Below are 19,938 nucleotides of genomic sequence, written 5' to 3'. Positions count from 1 at the left end.
CTCACGCGTTTCTGGAGTCGGCGGGGATGGCTGGCACGGTAGCAGACACGCCCGTCCCTTGATCGGGGGCAGACTCGATCTCGAAGTCACCGGCCAAACGGGTGACCCTTTGTCTCATCGAGACGAGGCCGAATCCCCCGGCGGGAGAAGGCTCCACCGCCTGAGGGTCGAATCCGCGCCCGTCGTCGCGCACGTCGAGCACCACCACGTCTTCCATGTACGACAGTGTGACGGCCACCCTGCCCGCGTCGGCGTGCTTGGCGACGTTGGCCAGCGCCTCCTGCGCCACCCGCAGGATGGTCATCTCCACCTCGGCGTGCAACGGCCTGGCCTCCCCGGTGACCGACACGGGCGCCGGGATGCCGGCGGTCTGCGACCAGGTGTTCGCGACCTCTTCGAGGGCGGTCGCGAGCTGGGCGTCGGCCAGCGGGGCGGGGCGCATCGCCAGCACGGACCGGCGCGCCTCGTTGAGGCTCTCCCTGGCCAGCATGCGGACGGTGTCGAGCCTGGATCGGGCGGCGGGCACGTCGTCGATGACGTTCTCGGCCACCTCCAGCTGCGTGAGGATGGCGGTCAGCCCCTGGGCGATCGTGTCGTGGATCTCCCTGGCCATGCGCTGCCGCTCGCTGAGCACTCCCGCCTCGCGGGCGCGGGTCAGCAGCTGCGACTGGAGGTTGGAGTTCTCCTCGGCCAGCGCCGCCATCTTCGCCCCGCTGGCCTTCAGCTGCGCGATCATCGCCTTACGCTGCTGGTTCTGCCGCGAGATGGTCTGGATGAAGAGCCCGACGGTGGAGGCGACGAGGACCGCCAGCAGGAAGGAGAAGGCCAGCTCCGCGGCCGGGCGGGGTTCGGGGCGGGCCAGGACCAGCACGGCCGCCGTGGCGGCCACGCCGACGTAGGCCAGCCGTCCTGACAGGAGGGTGAAGGACTGGACGAAGGCGCCCAGACCGGCCACCGTGAACAGCGAGTCGATCCTGATCAGCGCCGCGACGAGGGCCAGCATCACCACGAAGTAGCCGACCGCCACCGCGGGCCGATCGATGCGGCTGAACCTGGAGGAGACCATGAACCAGTGCCACGCCGCCGTGAACGCCGCCAGGACCGCTGCTTCCGGCTGCCATTCCTGCAGCACGGAGAAGACCGTGGGGAGCAGGATGAAGAGGTACGGCAGAGCCGGCCAGGAGCGGTCCCAGCGCGAGGCGTCGGGCTCGGCGCTCGTCACCATCTGTAGGCCTTCAACGCAGCGGCACTGGCCACGATGAAGATGCCGGCCATGACGGCCAGGGTGACAGGGGAGGCGGCGTGGCCTTCCCATCCGGCGCGGACCGCCTGGACGGCGGGGGCCATGGGGGTCCAGTCGCCGAGCGAGCGCATCGACTCCGGCAGGGTCTCGCGGGCGCTCATGGCACCGGAGACGAAGACCATGGGAAAGAAGACGGCCAGGCCGACGACCGTGGCGGCGCGGCCGCTGGGCACCAGGGCGCCGATCAGCAGGCCGATGGCGCCGAGGCTGAGCGCTCCGAGCACCCAGGCCAGGACCATGCCCGGCACGTCGACAGGGCCCTGCAGGTTGTAGGCGAACACGCCGATGACGGCCAGCACGGCCGTGCCGACCACGGCCAGCAGCATGTGCGCCGCCCACTGCGCGCCGAAGATCATGGTGGAGGAGGCAGGGGTGGCGCGCAGCCGCTTGAGCACCCGGCGCTCGCGGTACTGAGCCATCGTGGCGGGCAGCACCACCAGCGAGGCCAGCCCGATGACGAAGACGCTGAGCATCGGGACCACCGCCTCGATGATCGGCAGGCCGCTCGGCAGCGTGCCGCCGTTGCGCATCTTCATCCACAGGATGACCGCGGGGAAGGCCAGGGCGAAGAAGGCGGCCATGGGGTCGCGCAGGGCCAGCTTGAGCTCGATGGCGATGACGTTGCCAAGACCCTTCATGACACGGTCCTCTCGGTGAGTGCGAAGTAAGCGTCGTCGAGCGAGTTGGTGTGACCCTTGCTGATGAGTTCGCCCGGGGTGCCCTCGTGGACGACCTGGCCCCGGTCGATGATGGCGATGCGGTCGCAGAGCGCCTCCGCCTCGTCCATGAAGTGGGTGACGAGCACGACCGTCACGCCGCGGTCGCGCATGTCGCGGATCAGGCCCCAGGTCATGCGGCGCGCCGCCGGGTCGAGACCGGTGGTCAGCTCGTCGAGGAAGACGACCTCGGGGTTGCCCACCAGGGCCAGCGCGATGAACAGGCGCTGCTTCCAGCCACCGGACAGGCTGCCGAACCGGGCACGCCGCTTCTCGGTCAGCCCCCACTCGTCCATCAGGGCTCGCCAGTCGGCGGGCTCGTCGTAGAAGGAGGCGTACAGGCGCAGCGCCTCCGCGACCTTGATGGCGTCGGGCAGCGCGGCTTCCTGCAGCTGCGTGCCGATGCGCTGCAGCAGCTCGGCCCGCTGGGTCTGCGGGTCCAGCCCCAGCACGCGCAGGGTGCCGCCGTCGGGCTTGCGCAGGCCGGACATGCACTCCACCGCGGTGGTCTTGCCGGCTCCGTTGGGGCCGAGGATGCCGAAGATCTCGCCCTTCTCGACTTTCAGGGTGACGTCCTCGAGCACTCTGTGCGTTTTGTAGCTCTTCTGCAGGCCGTTGATTTCGATGACTGTCATGGTTCGAGAATCGCGGCTGCCTCGGAACTCTGGAATCCACCGATTGGTTGATGGGGGTTGGCGGCCCCGATCGGGGTCCCACCCCGATCGGACCGGTTCGGGGGTGCTGACCAGGGGCCGCTCGCCGTAGGGGTATCGAAGGGCGTAGGAGCGGGGTGCCGAAGGGTGAATACCGCATTTCCCGGCCATCTCCAACTCTAAGGAGCATGAGCGATACAGCAGTACGTGTTCGTGAGCTGCGCAAGAAGTACGGCGATGTGACCGCCGTGGACGGTATCGACCTGGACATCGCCCGGGGCGAGGTGTTCGCGCTCCTGGGTCCCAACGGGGCCGGCAAGACGACCACCGTCGAGATCCTGGAGGGTCACCGCAGGCGCGACGGCGGCGAGGTCAGCGTTCTTGGTGAGGATCCCAGCCGGGCTGGGCGCACCTGGCGGTCCAAGCTCGGCATCGTGCTGCAGTCGGCCACCGACGCCGCGGAGTTCACCGTCCGTGAGACCGTGCACCATTTCGCGACCTACTTTCCGCGGCCGCGCGACCCCGAATCGGTGATCGAGCTGGTGGGCCTGTCCGGCAAGGCCGATGCCCGCATCCGCAACCTGTCGGGAGGCCAGCGGCGCCGGGTCGACGTGGCCCTGGGCGTGGTGGGCAGTCCCGAGCTGCTCTTCCTCGACGAGCCGACCACGGGGTTCGACCCCGAGGCGCGCCGCCAGTTCTGGAGCCTGATCTCCTTGCTGGCCAGCGAGGGCACCACGATCGTGCTGACCACCCACTACCTCGACGAGGCGGAGGCGCTGGCCGACCGGGTGGGCGTGATCGCCGCGGGCCGGGTGGTGGCGGTCGGCGATCCGGCCACGCTGGCCGGGCGGGCCGAGGCGGAGGCGACGGTCTGCTGGTCCACTCCTGACGGGGAGCGCCGGATCAAGACCTCGTCGCCCACCAAGGTGGTCGCCGAGCTCATCGCGCAGTTCGACGGGGAGATCCCCGATCTGACCGTGACGCGGCCGACTCTCGAAGACACCTACCTCGGCCTGATCGGAGAACATCCGTGACCACAACGCTGCCCCTGCGATCCACCGACATCGAGGCGGATCCGGTACCGAGGCTGCCCTCCGCCGCCCGGCTGGCACTCAAACGCGGCGCGATGGAGCTCAAGGGCTTCTTCCGCACCAAGGGCCAGTTCATCGTCATCTTCTCGCTCCCGGCGATCATGCTGATGCTGCTGGGTGCGATGTCGGGGAGCCGTGCCGGACTTCCCGGGATCACCGGCGCCCAGATCCTGACCGCCGGCATGATCGGCGCCGGCATCATGGGCACCTCCTTCCAGAACCTGGGCATCAACATCGCTCTTGAGCGTCACGACGGGACACTCAAGCGCCTGTACGGCATGCCGATGCCGCGTGTCGCCTACTTCGGCGGGAAGATCATCCAGGTCCTCGTGTGCATGCTGGCCGAGGTGGCGCTCCTGATCACGGTCGGAGTCCTGATGTTCGGCGTGGCGTTGCCCACGACCGTCAACCAGTGGCTGACCTTCACCTGGGTCCTCGTCCTCGGCGGCATCTCCTGCACCTTCCTCGGCATCGCGGCGGGCAGCCTTCCGAAGTCCACCCGGGGCGCCAACGCCGTGATCACGCTTCCCTTCCTCATCGTGCAGTTCTGCTCCGGCGTCTACATCCCCTTCTCCGACGTGCCGGGTTTCCTGCAGATCTTCGCGTCGATCTTCCCCCTCAAGTGGATGACCCAGGGCATGCGCTCGGTGTTCCTGCCCGAGCAGGCGGTGGTCCTGGAGCCGGCCGGCAGCTGGGAGCTGCCCATGGTCGCCCTGGCGCTCGGCGGCTGGTGCCTGCTGGGTCTCATCCTGTGCCTGAAGACTTTCCGCTGGACCGCGAGGGACGACGGATAGTAGGGGGAGGTCGGGGATGGGACCACTCTGGAAATGGCTGTCCAATCAATTCATAGGCTAATTCATGGAGGTGCCCATGGCCCCTGTCCCCAGCCCGGCCACGACGGCTATCGCGGACTGCGCGAATTGGGAGAACGGTCCCTACGACGTCAACATCTTCCTTCTCGGCGGACCTTCCGATTTCCCGGAGGGTGCCCGTTACAGAAGGCTGGACAATCTCGACGAGAAGGTGAAGATCCAGCACCGCAGTGGATACGAGCATTTCGAGCGGTCCGATGAGCACTACCACGTCGGAGGCGACTGCCAGGGCGTCGTGTACCGCTGGACGACCAGGACGAGAATCGCCGAGTAATCCACGAGAGAACGTGCGCGCCGCGCCCCGCTGAAAGGTGGGCGCGGCGCTTTTTTGACGCCTTGGGGTCTTCTTCGACCCCTTGGGGGATCGAAAGTTGTAGATCGGTCGACATAACGGGTAACCCCGTTGTGGGCGCATAAGGGGCGGCGTACCGTAAATTCCACCAATCGGTCCTGATCGGACTGTGAATATCGTTCTCCACAGGCTCAGGGGGCACGTGATATGGGATTCTTCGAAAGAGACGCGGCGATGGACTCGCTGCAACGGCTGCTCGGCGAGGCCGTCGAAGGGCGCAGCAGGGTCGCGATGGTGACCGGGGTGGTCGCCACGGGGAAGAGCGAACTCCTGCACGCCTTCGCCGAGCAGGCCTACGGCCAGGCGGCGCTCCCGCTGGTGGCGTCGGCCTCGCGTGCCGAGACAGAACTGCCGCTCGGGGTCATGGGACAACTGCTGGGCGGCGCCCCGCTGGGCGGCAACCTGCGCGAGCAGACGACCGGCCTGCTCCACGAGGGTGCGGAGCGCCTGACCACACCGGTGATCGAAGCCCTGAGCGGCGTGCTGCTGTCGCTGGCGGAGCAGCTGCCGCTGGTGATCGTGGTCGACGACGTGCACGACGCCGACCACGCCTCCCAGGCGTGCCTGTCGTACTTCATGCGCCGCTCCCGGTCGACACCCACGATGATGGTGTTCGGCCACGCCGACTACGCCCACCAGCGCGACCGGTTCTTCCCCACCGACGTCATGCGCCAGCCGCACTGCACCGCCATCCGGCTCCTGCCCCTCTCGCGCGGCTCGGTGCAGAGCATGGCCGCCGAGCGCCTGGGCCCCGAGGCCGCCGAGCGGGTGACACCGGAGTGGCACCGCCTCAGCGGCGGCAACCCGCTCCTGATGGGCGGCCTGGTCGACGACTTCCTCCGCACCGGCACCGAGCAGGCGGCCGAGGGGTACGGCGAAGCCGTCCTGTCCTGCCTCCACCGGGCCGACCCTGCCCTGCTGGACGTGGCCCGGTGGGTGGCGGTGCTCGGAGACCCCGGTCTCGTCCGCCGGCTGGCCCACTCCGACACCACCTCCGTCCCGATGTCGCTCCACTGGCTGGAGACGGCAGGACTGCTGGAGGCGGGCCGCTTCCGCGACGAGGCCGGCGCTGACGCCGTCCTGGCCGACCTGTCCGCCGAGCGGCGCCGGCAGATGCACCGGCAGGCGGCCGAGTTCCTCTACCACGAGGGAGCCTCCGACCTGTCGGTCGCCGAGCAGCTGTGCAAGGCCGAGGCCGCCGACGAGTCCTGGGCGGTACCGGTGTTGGAGTCCGCGGCCCGCAGGCGGCTGGCCGACGGCGACGTCGAATCCGCCGTCGACTGCCTCAAGCTCGCCCTGCACGGCCGCCTGGACGAGCGCGAGCGCTCGGCCATCGCGACCATGCTCATGCGCGCCGAGTGGCGCATCGACCCGAAGGTGCCCATCGGCCACATGGAGGAGCTGACCGCCGCGCTCCACAACGGCACCCTCCAGGGCAGCGACGCCATGGTCCTGGCCAGGGCGCTGCTGTGGCACGGCCGGATGGACGTGGCCTGCGACGTGCTGGAGCGCATCGCCGAATCCGGCGACGCCGACCCGCTGACCGTCGCGGAGGGTGTGGGCACCCGGATGTGGCTGCGCTGCACGGCGCCGCCGCTGCTCACCCACATGAACAGCTGGACCGGCAGGAGCGTCAGCGAAGCCGTACTGCCGTTCCAGGTCGGCCGGCGGCTGGAGTCGATCAACGTCCTGGCCGGGGCGCTCACCAACGGCCCGCGCGAGCAGATCGTGCAGACCGCCGAGCGGATCCTGCGCAGCTCCAAGCTCGACGAGATGTCCATGGACACGGTGGAGAGCGCGCTGCTCGCACTCGTGTACGCGGGCAAGGCCGACCGGGCGATGCCCCGCTGCGACGAACTGCTCGGCGAGCTGAGCACCGGCGGATCACCGGCCCGCCGTGCCCGCCTGACGGCGATCCGCGCGGAGATCTGCCTGCGACGCGGCGAGCTGGCCGAGGCCGCCGACCTGGCCCGCCAGGCGCTCCAGAGCATCCCGCCCGGCAGCTGGGGCGTGGCCGTGGGCGGCCCGGTGGCCACCCTCATGCTGGCCGCCACCGGGATGGGCCGCTACGACGAGGCGCTCGCCCAGCTCGACCACGCCTTCCCCGAGGCGATGCTCCGCACCCGGTTCGGCGTGCAGTTCCTGCAGGCCCGCGGCCGCTACCAGCTCGCCGTCGGCAACCCGGCGGCGGCCCTGCGCGACTTCCGTCTCTGCGGGGAGTTGCTGACCGAGTGGAACATGGACACCTGCGGCTTCATCGCCTGGCGCCCTGACGCCGCCGAGGCACTCCTCGCGCTGGGCTCGCCCGACGAGGCCCGCGAGCTGGCCGAGGCGCAACTGGAGCGGTCGGGAGCCGGGTCGGAGCGCACCGACGGGATGGCGCTGCGGATGCTGGCGGTCACCAGCGAGCCCCGGCAGCGGCCGGTGTTCCTGCGCCAGGCGGTCGAGTACGTCCAGGCCAGCGGCGACCGCTACGAGCTGGCCAGGGTGCTGCTCGAGCTCACCGAGGCCTACCACGCGGTGGGCGAGTTCCGCCGGGCGGGCGTCATCGCCGGCCGGGCGCGGGCGCTGGCCCAGGAGTGCGGCGCCCGGCCGCTGAGCCGCCTGCTCGCCGTCGACGACGTGCACGCCGGGGAGGGCGACCAGCCCGGCAGGGCGGTGGCGATCCTCAGCGACGCCGAGCGCAGGGTGGCCGGGCTGGCCACGGCGGGCTACTCCAACCGGGAGATCGCCGCCAAGCTGTTCATCACCGTCAGCACCGTCGAGCAGCACCTGACGCGGGTGTATCGCAAGCTGAACATCACCCAGCGGGCCGACCTGCCGGCGGATCTGAACCTGGTGGGCCACGCCTCGGCCGCGCAGTAGAACGGTCGCCGGCCGTACCTCCGTTGCGACCGGCCGCGATGACACGCGGCCGGTCGTTCGGCGTGGTGGCGGGTCGTTCGGCGCGGCGGACGCGCGCTCAGCGCGGGCGCGGCGCGGCGGTCGGCGGGTCACTCGTGTGCGCGGCCCGTTGTGCCGCGTGCGGGCCCCCTACAGCAGCAGCCAGTCCCGCGAGAGCGCCGGCACGATCACGCACGCGTGCAGGACGTACTGGGTGACCATGAAGACGGCGTACGGCCGGCCCCGCCGGGGGCCCGCTGGGATCGGCCGCCTGCACAGCAGGGCGATGACCACTCCGCCCACCCACATGGCGGCCGTCGGCAGCAGCAACGCCACATCCAGCAGCACGACCGCCACCGTGACGACGGCGGGTAGCGCCAGGGAGACGGCGACGGCGGCCCGCCGCAGCGCGCGCTCGCCGTGGACCGCGGCGTAGGTCACGCGCCCGGCCGCGGCGTCGCCCTCCAGGTCGGGCAGATCCTTGGTGGTCGAGCCCACCAGCCCGGTCCAGAGCGAGGCCGCCAGGACGAAGACGATCAAGGTCGGGTCGGCGTGCAGCTCGCCGGCATAGGCGTAGGCGCCGGCGCAGTAGGTGAGGACGCTCGCGGTCAGGCCGATCACGACGGTCGCGCTCGTCCTGCGCTTGAGCTGGAAGGGCGGGCCGGAGTAGAGGTAGCCGAGCGCCAGGAAGAGCATGGCCATGACGGTCCACGCCGGCCCGAGCGGCACCGCGGCGGCGACCGACACGAGCGCCGACGCGGCGGCGACCCCGGTGGCGAAGGACGGCGGCAGCTCACCCCTGGCGATGGGCCGGCGCGAGCCGTTGAGCCGGTCCTCGTTCATGTCCGTGACGCCGTTGTAGAGGTAGACGGCGAAGACGGCCAGGGTCCAGCTGATTGCCCCCCACGCCGCCCTGACGGGCTCGCCCCCGCCGGCCGCCGAGCTGAGCCAGGCGCCGGTGAGGTAGCGGAGCAGGAAGTTGATCTGGACGGTCACCCGTGCCTCGGCCACGCACATAACGGCGCGGCGCAGGGGCAGGGAGCCGGAGGAGGAACCGGAAGAGGAACCGATGTCGGTCGTCATCATCGTCAGCCTTCCGCCGCAGTGGAGCTGTTCACTAGTCACCTTCGCCCGGTGGAGCCGGTGACGTTGCAGATCGACGCCGGATTTCACCCCTAGTGTCACACAGGTCCTGGTGGCCTGAACATCGATGCGCCCCCATGGGGGGATCGGTCCGGCGCGCACGGACCGAACTTTGGATACCCGGACTGATCCTTCGGTGCACGACGGCGTTCTCCTGATCATCGGTCTTGACCTGGGGGGTCAATGATTATTTGGTGTTGACAACACGCAGAGGCATTCGGAATATCTCGCCGAAGGAGATTCAGGAATGGACGCGAGTCGACCAGTAGAGCGTTATTCAAATTTCACTCCTCTCGTTCTGCCCGGTCGCGCGTGGCCGGATCGGCGCATTGTTTCCGCGCCTCGGTGGCTCTCCACGGATCTGCGTGACGGCAATCAGTCGCTCGCGAACCCGATGTCCCCGGCGAGAAAACTTCGCATGTTCGAACTTCTGATCGACATCGGCTACAAGGAGATCGAGGTCGGGTTCCCGGTCGCCAGCCAGGATGATCATGACTTCGTCCGCCTCCTCATCGAGGAAGATCGCATCCCGGACGACGTCTGGATATCGGCACTGGTGCCGGCCAGGGACGAGTTGATCGAACGCACGATCCAGTGCCTGTCCGGTGCGCCCCGGGCCACGCTGCATCTCTACAACGCGACCGCGCCCCTGTTCCGGCGCGTGGTGTTCGGAATGGACCGCGAGCAGTGCCGGGAGCTGGCGGTGCGGGGAACGGAGCTGGTGAAGAAATACGCCGACAAGGAGCTTCGTGAGGGTGATTTTCGTTTCCAGTACTCACCTGAGTTGTTCAATGAGACCGAGGCCGATTTCTCCCTCGAGGTGTGCGAGGCCGTCATGGACGTGTGGGAGCCGGCTGCGGACCGTCCGATAATCCTGAATTTCCCCACCACCGTGGAGCGTTCGCTCCCGTCCGTTTTCGCTGACCAGATCGAGTGGCTCGACCGGAATCTGTCACGCCGCGAGCACGTCTGCCTGTCCATCCACCCGCACAACGATCGCGGGACGGGTGTTGCCTCGGCCGAACTGGCCCTCCTGGCCGGCGCCCAGCGCATCGAGGGCTGCCTTTTCGGCAACGGCGAGCGGGCCGGCAACGTGTGTCTGGTGACGCTCGGCATGAACATGTTCAGCCACGGCGTCGACCCCGGCATCGACTTCTCCGACATCGACCGGATCCGGCACACCGTCGAGCTCTGCAACGAGATCCCCGTCCACCCCAGGCACCCCTACGGCGGCGATCTGGTCTACACCTCCTTCTCCGGCTCGCACCAGGACGCGATCAAAAAGGGCTTCGACGATCTCGAGCGCCAGGCGGCCGAGGAGGGGTCGAGCGTCGACGAGGTGCCATGGCAGATGCCGTACCTGCCCATCGATCCCAAGGACGTCGGCCGCACCTACGAGGCGATCGTGCGGATCACCACCCAGTCGGGCAAGGGCGGCGTCGCCTACGTCATGAACGCCAGGTACGGCATGCGCCTGCCCAAGGAACTCCAGCGGGACTTCTCCACGGTGGTCCAGGCGAGCGCCGAACTGCTGGGGGCGGAGCTGTCGCCGGAACAGGTCTGGGCGCTGTTCGAGAAGGAGTACCTCCTGCCGCAGGGCATGCCAGGCGAGTTGTACGTGGCCGGTGGCCGCATCGCCGCGACGCTCCACCTCGACGGGGCGGGCGAGCACGACGCGCGGACGATCGGCGCCAAACTCTCGGCCTGGGGCATCGACGTGCGCACGGTGCACCGCGCGGCGCGGCCGGCCGGGCAGGACGTGGAGTCGACGGTCTACGCCGAGTGCAAGTTCGACGCCGGGATCGTCTGGGGGGCGGGTGTGGACTCCTCCGTCGTCGGGGCCGCCCTGTCGGCGATCGGCGTCGCCCTCAGGAGGAGCGGCGTGCCCGAGTCGATGATCACCACAGGTCCGGCCTGATCATCGAGGACGGCGCCTCCGCGCAGGGGCGCCGTCCTCCTACATTGGCACTCACATTTGTGCTCGTGAGCATGTGAATGACAGTGGAAACTGACCTTCAGTAATATTAGGAGCAAAGTCTATTGTCCAATTGAGTTAGGCTCGGGTTCTGTTGGTTGACTCCTTCATTCACCCGATGTCGGTTGCCCGCCTGTCAGTTTTGAACCATGATGTGAATATCGGGGAAACTGACAGAAGGGGGCAGGGTGGCCGAGGCTGAGACGCATGGTCCCTCAGTCGCTCTTATCGAAGAGTGTCGAGCGGATATCCTCGCCAGGTACGAGCAGGATCTCGAAGCGGTAGGGAGCGTGCTCGTCCGTGACCCACACGCAAGAGCCCAGGTCATCGCCAACGCCAACCAAATCCTGACGGATATCGCGGCCGCGCTCAGTACTGACCTTCCCCAGTCGGACGAAGCCTTCCGCTTCCTGTCCTGGGACATCGGCCTGACCCGGGCGGCCGCGGGCGTACATCCCAAGGAATCCCTCCTGGCGGCCTCCGTGTTCTTCCGTGCCGCCTTCTCGGTGCTGAGCAAGCGCCTCCAGGGCGACTCGGAGACCGACCGCCTGCTGAGGCACGTGGTCAACACGCTGGAGCAGTCGGTCTCCATCCGGATCAGGGAGGCCGCCACCAGCTACGCCGGCTTCCTGCTCAGCAAGGTGCACGAAGCGCACGTGGCGGAGCGCGGGCGCATCGCCCGCGAACTGCACGACCGCATCGGGCAGAGCCTGAGCGTCGCCCACCGGCAGGCCGAGCTGTCGGTCATGTACCGCACGACCGACCCGGCCAAGGCCATCGCGAAGATGGAGCGCACCCAGGAGGCCATCCGCGAGGCCATGTGGCGCCTACGGCAACTGACCTCCGACCTTCACCCCCTGGAGCCGATCCAGAGCCTCGAGAAGGCGCTGCTGGCCCATCTCGAGACCATCGGCGCCGAGGACCTGCGGGCCGAACTGGTGGTCAACGGGGACGAGGTGTGGGCGACACCGGCCATCTCCGAGGAATGCCTGCTCATCCTGAGCGAAGGCATCCGCAACGCGCTCAGCCACGGCAAGCCGTCGGCCATCTCCATCAGGGTCGACATCGCGCCGCACGAGCTGCGCGCATCGGTGGCCGACGACGGCCGCGGCTTCGACGTCAACCGGCCCTCTGACCGCCACAGTCTCGGGCTGGCCTCCATCCAAGAACGTGCCGCCCTGCTGGGCGGCATGGTCACCATCAGCAGCGAGGTGGGGCGAGGCACCAGGATCGATCTCGCCGTGCCGTTACCGGGGTCCGTAGATGAGCCAGGTTGACCGTCCCATCACCATCGTGCTGGTCGACGACCACGCGCTGTTCCGAGAAGGGGTGCGTGAGATCCTGGAGGCGCAGGGAGACCTGGTCGTCGTGGGAGAGGCCGGCACCTCGGCCACCGCGCTCGAGCTGATCTCGCAGAAACGCCCCGATGTCCTCCTGCTCGACGTCGAGATCCCCGGTGGCTCCGCGGCGCACACCGTCACCCAGGCCCGCGCCCTGTCGCCGAGCACCCAGATCATCATCCTCAGCATGTATGACGGGCCGCATCTGCTGCGCCAGCTGCTGCAGGCGGGAATCCGGGGCTACCTGCTCAAGACCGTGCACCGCTACGAGCTCGTGTCGGCGATCCGGAGCGTGCACTTCGAACGCGACCGCCTCGTCCTGGTCGTCTCCCCTGAGAGCCTGGCCCAGATGGAGGGCGCGCCGTCCGACGTGCTGACCAGCAAGGAGCGAGAGGTGCTGGAACTGGTGGCGCAGGCCCTCAGCAACAGGCAGATCGCCTCCAGGCTGAACACCACGGAGGCAACGGTCAAGCGCCACCTGCGCAACATCTTCGTCAAGCTCGGAGCCGCATCCCGCATCGACGCCGTCAACCGGGCCATCGACGCCTCGCTGATCACCCCCACGAGGTGACCCTGCCCGCCCCCTGACTGCCGCGCCGACTACCCCAGAAGCCGCCCCCGGCGATTCTTCGGGCTCGCGGCCCCTGCCTATCGTGAAAATGTGAACACCGAGGCTTTGATCGCGAACATCCTGCCCCCCTGGGCGATGGCCGTCGACACCTTCGAGGACCACGCGAACGTCCGGCTCTTCCCCGCGGAGGCCGAGGTGATCAGCAGGTCCGTGGCCAAGAAGCGCGCGGAGTTCGCGACAGCACGGATGTGCGCCAGGAAGGCCATGGAGTCGCTCGGCGTGCCTCCCCAGCCGGTTCTGCCGGGTGTGCGCGGCGAACCCCAGTGGCCCAGAGGCGTCGTCGGCAGCATCACCCACTGCACGGGTTACCGCGCGGCGGTGGTCGGATCCAGTGCCGAGGCCCTGACGATCGGCATCGACGCCGAACCCGACAAGGGCATCTCCACCGGAGTGCTGGAGGCGATCTCCAAGCCCGACGAGCGGGCCGCCATCCGTCGGCTGGCGCGCGAGCATCCCGGGCCCTCCTGGGACCGCCTGCTCTTCAGCGCCAAGGAATCGGTCTACAAGGCCTGGTTCCCCCTGACCAAACGCTGGCTCGACTTCGAGAGCGCGACGGTCACCTTCGACCCGGTGCGCGGCACGTTCTTCGCCCGGCTGCTCGTGACCGGGCCCAGCGTCATGGGCCGGCCGCTGACCGGCTTCAGCGGCCGCTGGATGGCGAGCCATGGGCTGGTCCTCACGGCCATCGCCATCTCGGCGCGCTCCGACAAGGCGCTGCAGCGGATCTGATCCGCCCCTTCGGTCACCGCCCCACCCTTCGGTCACCGCCCCGCCCTTCGGTCACCGCCCCGCCCTTCGGTCACCGCCCCGCCCACGTTCGCGGAGGGAAGCATGTTGAGAAAGGTCCTGATCGCCAACCGCGGCGAGATCGCCGTACGGGTGGCACGTGCCTGCAGGGACGCCGGGCTGGCCAGCGTGGCGGTCTACGCCGAGCAGGACCTCGACTCGCTGCACGTCAGGATGGCCGACGAGGCGCACGCGCTGGGCGGCCAGTCGCCCGCGCAGACGTACCTCGACGTCGCCAAGCTGCTGCGCATCGCGGCGCGGACCGGCGCCGACGCGGTGCACCCCGGCTACGGCTTCCTGGCCGAGAACGCCGAGTTCGCCAGCGCCGTCATCGAAGCGGGCCTCACCTGGATCGGCCCTCCGCCCTCCGCCATCGCCGCCCTGGGCGACAAGGTCCGCGCCAGACACATCGCGGCGGCCGTGGGCGCGCCCCTGGCCGCGGGCACGAGCGAACCGGTGCGGGGAGCGGCCGAGGTGGTCGCCTTCGCGCGGGAACACGGGCTGCCGATCGCGATCAAGGCGGCGTACGGCGGAGGCGGACGCGGGCTGAAGGTCGCCAGAACGCTGGAGGAGATCCTTGACCTGTACGACAGCGCCGTCCGCGAGGCCACGAAGGCCTTCGGCAGGGGCGAGTGCTTCGTGGAGCGCTACCTGGACCGGCCACGCCACGTGGAGACCCAGTGCCTGGCCGACAAGTACGGCGACGTGGTGGTGGTCAGCACGAGGGACTGCTCGCTGCAACGCAGGCACCAGAAACTCGTCGAGGAGGCGCCCGCGCCGTTCCTGACCGCGGACCAGGTCGAGATCCTCTACTCCAGCTCCAAGGCGATCCTGCGGGCCGCCGGATACTCGGGCGCGGGCACCTGCGAGTTCCTGGTCGCCCGCGACGGCACCATCTCCTTCCTGGAGGTCAACACCCGGCTGCAGGTGGAACACCCCGTCTCGGAAGAGGTGACCGGGATCGATCTGGTGCGCGAGATGTTCCGCATCGCCGACGGCCAGCCGCTCGGCTACGGTGACCCGGAGGTGCGCGGACACTCGATCGAGTTCCGCCTCAACGCCGAGGACCCCGGCCGCAACTTCCTGCCCGCCCCCGGCACCCTCACCGCCATGCGCGTCCCCTCCGGACCGGGCGTGCGGCTCGACTGCGGCTACGAGGCCGGGATGACGGTCCCCCAGACCTTCGACTCCCTCGTGGCCAAGCTCGTCGTGACCGGGCGCACCCGCACCGAAGCTCTAGAGAGGTCACGGCGTGCCCTGGCCGAGATGGAGATCGACGGCATGCCGACGGTGCTGCCCTTCCACCGCGCGGTCGTGACCGACCCCGCCTTCACCTCCTCTCCCTTCACCGTGCACACCTCCTGGATCGAGACGGAGTTCGCCAACACCATCCCGCCCTTCGCCGGATCGGGCACCCTCGACGGGCCGCCCTCACCCGCCCGCGAACGTGTCCTCATCGAGGTCGGCGGCAGGCGGCTCGAAGTGGTGATGCCCGCCGCCCTGTCCGGCGCCGCCGTACCGACACCCGCGCGCCCGGCCTCCCGCCGGAGCGGCCTCGGCGTCGCCACCCCTGCGGCCCAGGGAACCGCCGTGGTCAGCTCGATGCAGGCCACGGTCGTGATGGTCGCGCGATGCGACGGCGACCTGGTCGAGAAGGGCGACCTCGTGGCGGTCATCGAGGCGATGAAGATGGAACAGGCGATCACCGCACACAAATCCGGCATGATCGCCCGCCTCGGCGTGACCCCCGGGCAGACCATCGCCACCGGCGCCGTCATCTGCGAGATCCTCGACGTGTGAGCCGCTCAGGTAACCGATTCGACCAGGATGCGGATCACCGGTATATTTCTCTCGCAGGCGCCGCTAGCTCAGTTGGTTAGAGCAGCTGACTCTTAATCAGCGGGTCCGGGGTTCGAGTCCCTGGCGGCGCACCTGATACGAAGCCCCAGCTCAGCGTGCTGAGCTGGGGCTTCGTGGTTTTCAGGGCTCGGATCGTCGATGCGGCTGTCGAGGCGTGCATCCGGTCGCCACCTGCGGCACGCGCTCATGGACGAGATCCCCGGCGGAACCGGCGCGGCTCTGCGCCGCGGCCGGATCCACGCGGTCAGATGGTCACTTACGCAGGTCGAAGGCTCGGATGGTGGTCTGTTTGATGGTGTTGCCCGCCCTGTCCCAGGCCTCGACCTTGAGAGTCACGGCGCCCGTGGTGTCCCCGAGAGCGGGGTAGCGGGTCCTGGCGGTGTAGGTGCCGTCCGCGCCGCGCGTGACCGGGACGGGGATGTAGGTGGCGCCGTCGTCGGTGCTGGCCCACAGCTTCAGGCCGGCGATGTCAGGCATTTTCCCCAAGGACGGCGCGTGGTAGGGGGAGACGGTGAAGGTGTGTGAACGCCCGGCGCGCACGCTGTTGGCGACGTCCAGCGTGTCGCCCAGGTCGTAGCTGACGAACACGACCGGGGTCGGCTTGCAGGGCTCTGCCGTGCCGTACAGCACCTCGAGTGAACAGAAGGAGCCGGGCAGGGGCTGGGCCGTCACCGGGGTGCTGAAGATCCATTCGACGTCGTGCCGATCGTTCCTGGCCGTCAACCGGTACCTACCGGACTCCTCCGGCAGGGTGAAGACCGGCAGGATGGTGGTGCCGCCGACCGAGGCGCGCGGGATCTCCTTGCCGTCCCGGTGGAGGCGGACCTCGAAACCGGGCTTGGTCAGGTCGTTCGTCGGCCAGTAGCCGCCGCTGTACTGCCTGGTGCCCGGGGAGCCGTAGCTGGGCTCGAACTCCGCCCACAGCTTGTCGCCCTGGACGCACATCATGCACCGGAAGAACGCGCCGAGGTTCGCGCCCGGCCGGGCCAGCTTGTAGACCTTGTCCGAGCCGGTCGCGGCGCCGGGCGTGAACGGCGTGGCCATCCAGGTCTGGCGGATCCTGACCGGCTTGTCGAACACCTCCAGCGCCCACTGCGGCACGCGGGCGTCGGCGGGCGTGCCGCGCAACTCCTCCATGCCGTGCGACCAGAGCGTCCCGCCGTCGAGCGGCCCGATCCAGTCGCGGCGTTCCTGCAGGCCGAGCCGGGGGCCGCCCCATCCGGCGAGACTCGTCGACAGCGGCATGACGTCGTCGAGCTTGTGCGCATACCGCCAGTCGTCGTAACGATTGGGGGCGGCGACATGGGCTTCCAGATCGACTCTGGCCAGGTCACGCTCGCCGAAGGTGTAGTGCAGCGAGCGGGACACCCGGCCCTCCTCGTAGGGGGCGAAGGTGTAGCTGTAGGGCGTCTCCTCCGTGCCGGTCACGCGTACGGTCACCTGGTTGCCGCCGGCGAGCCGGGCGCGCAGGGCGAGCCCCTCGCGGGACGGCAGTGACACCGTGGCGACGCCGATGGGCTTGGCCTCCCCGGTGAAGGGGACCTGGGTGAAGCCCAGCGGGATGGCGCAGCCGGACCCCGGCTTCGGGAAGTGCGCGACCGCCGCCGCACCGGCGTCACGGATCGGGCCGAGCCGCTCGATCTGCACGCCGCACGCGTCACCGAACACGCCCTGTGACAGCGGCGCCTCCAGCAGGACCAGCTTGCCTCGCAGGTCGCGGCCCGCGAGGTCTTCGGGCCTGCCCTCGCCGACGTCGACGACCTCCAGGTCCTGGGTGCCGGTGAACGGAACGTAGCCGGGGAAGCCGTCGCTCTGCTCGTGCACCCCGGCGGGGTTGATGCCGTGCAGCGCGGTCATCGGGTGCAGGGTGAGCCTGTCGCGCCCGCGCACGCTCATGGCGACCTCTGCCCGGCCGAGGGTGACGCGGGTGTGGAAGCGGAAGGCGCCCTTGGTGACCTTCTCCGTGGGCAGCGCCCACAACTGGGCGGCTCCTCCGTAGGGCGCGCGTGGCCAGGTGAACCCCATGTAGGAGTCGCCGTTGACGACGGTCCGCTGATAGGCCAGGTAGGGATAGTTGTTCAGCGGCTCTGCGGGCTGCGGGGTGCTGAAGCGCACCTGGCTCAGCTTCCGGCCGTCGAGCGTGATCTCGGTGTCCCGCGTGACGGTCAGCTCCGGCACCGACAACATCGCCAGGTTGAGCCGGTCGTCGTCGCCGACCCATTCCACGAACTGGGCCACGCTGATGACGCCGTGCGGGACGCGGACGGTCGTGGTGCCCTCGGCGGGTACGGCGACGCCGCCGATGACGCCCTTGCCACCGGACACGTCGATGGTGTCCTGGGCCCAGGGGGTCAGCGGCCTGCCGTCACGGCCGAGGGTGCGGATGGTGAGCGTGGCCTTGGGAACCTCGCGGACGACCCCCACAGGGGTGCGCAGCCGGACGCCGTCGGCGGTCGCGGTGACCGCGCCGGTGTAGTTGTCAAGGTTCGCCAGCGCCTTGGGGTCGACGGTGACCGTCGTGGTGGCGGCTCCTCCGGCGGGCACGGTGAGCGTCGTCGCACCGAGGCTCAGCGCGCCCTCGACCACGCCACCGTCCGACTCGCTCAGGGCGGAGGCGAGCGTCAGCGTGACGGGCATGCTGCCCACGTTGGTGTAGGTCAGCTCCCGGGTGGCCGGTTCGGCGCCGGTCTCCACCGCGCCGAAGTCGATCCCTCCGGTGACGGCGAAGACCTGCTGGGTGTGGGCCGTGGCCAGGTCGACGCGGCCGGCGCCTTGCTTGTACACGCTGAGCGCGTCGTCCTTCGCGGTCGACATGAGCGCGGCCTTGAGCTGCGGGCCCGTCCAGTCCGGATACCGCTGCGCCATGATCGCGGCGGCTCCGGCGACGTGCGGGGTGGCCATCGAGGTGCCGTTCGCGGCCGTGTAGTGCTCGTCGATCGGGCTGCCCATGCTCGTGCCCGCGGCGCGCGCCGCGGCGATGGCGACGCCAGGGGCGGCGATGTCCGGCTTGAGGCCGCCGCCGACGCGCGGCCCCTGGCTGGAGAAGGCGGCCCACTGGTCGCTCTTGTCCACGGCGGCCACGGTGAGCGCGGCGTCGGCCGTGCCGGGGGTGGCGACGGTCTCGGCACCACCCTCGCCGGCGTTACCCGCGGCGATCACGAACAGCGCGCCGGTCGACGCGCTGAGCGCGTCGACCGCCTGGCTCATCGGGTCGCCGCCGTCGCTGGCCCCGCCGCCCAGGCTCATGCTGACCACCTTGGCGCCGGAGGCGGCTGCCCACTCCATCCCCTCGATGATCTGGGAATCGCTGCCCGACCCCTCGTCGGACAGCACCTTGCCGACGATCAGCCGGACGCCGGGCGCGACACCCTTGTGCTTGCCACCGGCCGCCGCGCCGGAGCCGGCGATGGTGGAGGCGACGTGGGTGCCGTGGCCGTGGCCGTCCCGCACCTGCTGGCCGGGGATGAAGGACCTGCTGTCGGCGATCCGGCCTGCCAGGTCGGGGTGGTCCGCGTCGACGCCGGTGTCGAGGACGGCGACCGTCACGCCCGCGCCGTCGTGGCCGCCGGCCCACGCCTGCGGTGCGCCGATCATCGGGACGCTCTCGGCCAGGTCGGCCTTGACCTTGCCGTCCAGCCACACCTTGGCGATCTCGCCGCGCAGCGCCGCCCGCCCGGCGAGCCCGTTCGCGTCCGGCGCGGCCCGTACCGCGGTCCAGAACGTGCCCGCTTCTGCCTTGGTGACGCGTAGCGCGGCGGCGTTGACGCTCTCCAGCGTGAGCACGGGCTCGCTGGCGGGGATGGCCTCGGCCGCGGAGGCGACCGCGTTGTCGGTGTGCCGGCCGGGGTACTGCACGATGACGGGTAACTGCTCGGCCTGGTCGTCGGTGTAGCCGTTCTCGGCCAGGTAGGTGATGTTGAACAGTTCCCGATCCAGGCGGCCCGCGTTGATGGCGGGCACGGCGTCGCTCGGGGTGACGTAGACGCCGTCCGGGGTGGCGAGCGTGGCGAGCTGGGCGGTGGTGCCGTCGGGGCGCACGCTCGACTCCGGCCGGACGGAGTACGTGCCGCCGCCCGCGTCGCTGAGCCGTACCCGGTCTCCGGAGATCAGGGTGATCGTACGGTCACCCGGGCCCAGTCCGGTCAGCGCGACCGGACTGGTGATCTGGCCCGGAACGGGGGCGGGTTCCTGGGCGAGGGCGGGGGTGCCAGGCGCTGCGAAGGCGCCGATCGACAGTGCCGAGACCGCGAGCAGCGCGCTCGTGCGACGTGGCCTGAGGGAGGGGGGATCGTGCGGTGATCTGCGGGAAAGCATGCGGAACTGCCCTTTCGGC

14 protein-coding genes and 1 tRNA gene are annotated in these 19,938 nt (G+C 69.7%); 10 read left to right on the top strand and 5 right to left on the bottom strand.

All coding sequences use genetic code 11. The features are described from left to right. Nucleotide 1 precedes the first annotated feature (1 nt). The 3 genes from HNR30_RS25515 to HNR30_RS25505 are packed head-to-tail and all read right to left on the bottom strand — an operon-like array spanning nucleotide 2 to nucleotide 2,654. Nucleotides 2-1,225: a sensor histidine kinase gene (locus HNR30_RS25515; RefSeq protein ID WP_181612551.1), complete on the bottom strand. Its 1,224-nt coding sequence runs from the start codon at nucleotides 1,223-1,225 to the stop codon at nucleotides 2-4. After that, nucleotides 1,219-1,941, bottom strand: coding sequence for an ABC transporter permease (locus HNR30_RS25510; RefSeq protein WP_181612550.1), 723 nt, complete (start codon nucleotides 1,939-1,941; stop codon nucleotides 1,219-1,221). Before HNR30_RS25510 ends, HNR30_RS25515 begins: the two co-directional genes overlap by 7 nt. Next, nucleotides 1,938-2,654, bottom strand: a complete 717-nt coding sequence (locus tag HNR30_RS25505) for an ABC transporter ATP-binding protein (protein ID WP_181612549.1) — start codon at nucleotides 2,652-2,654, stop codon at nucleotides 1,938-1,940. The genes HNR30_RS25510 and HNR30_RS25505 overlap by 4 nt, the downstream gene beginning before the upstream one ends. A 206-nt stretch (nucleotides 2,655-2,860) precedes the next feature. Here HNR30_RS25505 and HNR30_RS25500 point away from each other — a divergent pair, with 206 nt between their 5' ends. The 4 genes from HNR30_RS25500 (at nucleotide 2,861) to HNR30_RS25485 (ending at nucleotide 7,852) form a co-directional block, all read left to right on the top strand. Next, complete coding sequence (locus HNR30_RS25500) at nucleotides 2,861-3,706, top strand: ABC transporter ATP-binding protein (protein WP_181612548.1); 846 nt, start codon at nucleotides 2,861-2,863, stop codon at nucleotides 3,704-3,706. Beyond that, nucleotides 3,703-4,557: an ABC transporter permease gene (locus HNR30_RS25495; protein WP_312894634.1), complete on the top strand. Its 855-nt coding sequence runs from the start codon at nucleotides 3,703-3,705 to the stop codon at nucleotides 4,555-4,557. The genes HNR30_RS25500 and HNR30_RS25495 overlap by 4 nt, the downstream gene beginning before the upstream one ends. Before the next feature lie 76 nt (nucleotides 4,558-4,633). Continuing rightward, the gene (locus tag HNR30_RS25490) at nucleotides 4,634-4,909 is read left to right on the top strand and encodes a DUF5988 family protein (protein WP_220133983.1); all 276 of its coding nucleotides are present in this window, start codon (nucleotides 4,634-4,636) and stop codon (nucleotides 4,907-4,909) included. Nucleotides 4,910-5,134: 225 nt separating this feature from the next. Beyond that, complete coding sequence (locus HNR30_RS25485) at nucleotides 5,135-7,852, top strand: AAA family ATPase (RefSeq protein ID WP_181612547.1); 2,718 nt, start codon at nucleotides 5,135-5,137, stop codon at nucleotides 7,850-7,852. 168 nt (nucleotides 7,853-8,020) lie between these two features. Here the strand turns inward: HNR30_RS25485 and HNR30_RS25480 are convergent, their stop codons facing one another. Further along, nucleotides 8,021-8,953: a UbiA family prenyltransferase gene (locus tag HNR30_RS25480; RefSeq protein WP_181612546.1), complete on the bottom strand. Its 933-nt coding sequence runs from the start codon at nucleotides 8,951-8,953 to the stop codon at nucleotides 8,021-8,023. A gap of 307 nt (nucleotides 8,954-9,260) precedes the next feature. Between HNR30_RS25480 and HNR30_RS25475 the strand changes: the two genes are divergently transcribed. The 6 genes from HNR30_RS25475 to HNR30_RS25450 all read left to right on the top strand — a co-directional run bounded on the left by HNR30_RS25475 (nucleotide 9,261) and on the right by HNR30_RS25450 (nucleotide 15,676). Then, nucleotides 9,261-10,931: a 2-isopropylmalate synthase gene (locus HNR30_RS25475; protein ID WP_181612545.1), complete on the top strand. Its 1,671-nt coding sequence runs from the start codon at nucleotides 9,261-9,263 to the stop codon at nucleotides 10,929-10,931. Nucleotides 10,932-11,278: 347 nt separating this feature from the next. Next, complete coding sequence (locus HNR30_RS48120) at nucleotides 11,279-12,265, top strand: sensor histidine kinase (protein ID WP_181612544.1); 987 nt, start codon at nucleotides 11,279-11,281, stop codon at nucleotides 12,263-12,265. Then, on the top strand, nucleotides 12,252-12,899 hold the full coding sequence (locus HNR30_RS25465) for a response regulator (RefSeq protein WP_181612543.1): 648 nt from the start codon (nucleotides 12,252-12,254) through the stop codon (nucleotides 12,897-12,899). Before HNR30_RS48120 ends, HNR30_RS25465 begins: the two co-directional genes overlap by 14 nt. Before the next feature lie 90 nt (nucleotides 12,900-12,989). Continuing rightward, the gene (locus HNR30_RS25460) at nucleotides 12,990-13,688 is read left to right on the top strand and encodes a 4'-phosphopantetheinyl transferase family protein (RefSeq protein WP_312894633.1); all 699 of its coding nucleotides are present in this window, start codon (nucleotides 12,990-12,992) and stop codon (nucleotides 13,686-13,688) included. Between the two features lie 105 nt (nucleotides 13,689-13,793). After that, nucleotides 13,794-15,545, top strand: a complete 1,752-nt coding sequence (locus tag HNR30_RS25455; protein WP_181613051.1) for an ATP-binding protein — start codon at nucleotides 13,794-13,796, stop codon at nucleotides 15,543-15,545. A 57-nt stretch (nucleotides 15,546-15,602) separates the two neighbouring features. Further along, nucleotides 15,603-15,676 (top strand) — tRNA-Lys (locus HNR30_RS25450). Nucleotides 15,677-15,857: 181 nt separating this feature from the next. Here HNR30_RS25450 and HNR30_RS25445 read toward each other — a convergent pair. Further along, the gene (locus HNR30_RS25445) at nucleotides 15,858-19,919 is read right to left on the bottom strand and encodes a S8 family serine peptidase (protein ID WP_181612542.1); all 4,062 of its coding nucleotides are present in this window, start codon (nucleotides 19,917-19,919) and stop codon (nucleotides 15,858-15,860) included. Nucleotides 19,920-19,938: the final 19 nt, after the last annotated feature.

Origin of the sequence: Nonomuraea soli, assembly GCF_013761175.1 — a bacterium.
Taxonomy (GTDB): domain Bacteria; phylum Actinomycetota; class Actinomycetes; order Streptosporangiales; family Streptosporangiaceae; genus Nonomuraea; species Nonomuraea soli.
Note: the sequence above shows the minus strand (reverse complement) of the source record. Positions and strands in the feature narration are given on the sequence as shown.

Bases quoted from the DNA above. Each gene is read 5' to 3' on its own strand.
- HNR30_RS25515 (WP_181612551.1), bottom strand. From the start codon at position 1,225: ATGGTGACGAGCGCCGAGCCCGACGCCTCGCGCTGGGACCGCTCCTGG.
- HNR30_RS25510 (WP_181612550.1), bottom strand. From the start codon at position 1,941: ATGAAGGGTCTTGGCAACGTCATCGCCATCGAGCTCAAGCTGGCCCTG.
- HNR30_RS25505 (WP_181612549.1), bottom strand. From the start codon at position 2,654: ATGACAGTCATCGAAATCAACGGCCTGCAGAAGAGCTACAAAACGCAC.
- HNR30_RS25500 (WP_181612548.1), top strand. From the start codon at position 2,861: ATGAGCGATACAGCAGTACGTGTTCGTGAGCTGCGCAAGAAGTACGGC.
- HNR30_RS25490 (WP_220133983.1), top strand. From the start codon at position 4,634: ATGGCCCCTGTCCCCAGCCCGGCCACGACGGCTATCGCGGACTGCGCG.
- HNR30_RS25485 (WP_181612547.1), top strand. From the start codon at position 5,135: ATGGGATTCTTCGAAAGAGACGCGGCGATGGACTCGCTGCAACGGCTG.
- HNR30_RS25480 (WP_181612546.1), bottom strand. From the start codon at position 8,953: ATGACGACCGACATCGGTTCCTCTTCCGGTTCCTCCTCCGGCTCCCTG.
- HNR30_RS25475 (WP_181612545.1), top strand. From the start codon at position 9,261: ATGGACGCGAGTCGACCAGTAGAGCGTTATTCAAATTTCACTCCTCTC.
- HNR30_RS25465 (WP_181612543.1), top strand. From the start codon at position 12,252: ATGAGCCAGGTTGACCGTCCCATCACCATCGTGCTGGTCGACGACCAC.
- HNR30_RS25445 (WP_181612542.1), bottom strand. From the start codon at position 19,919: ATGCTTTCCCGCAGATCACCGCACGATCCCCCCTCCCTCAGGCCACGT.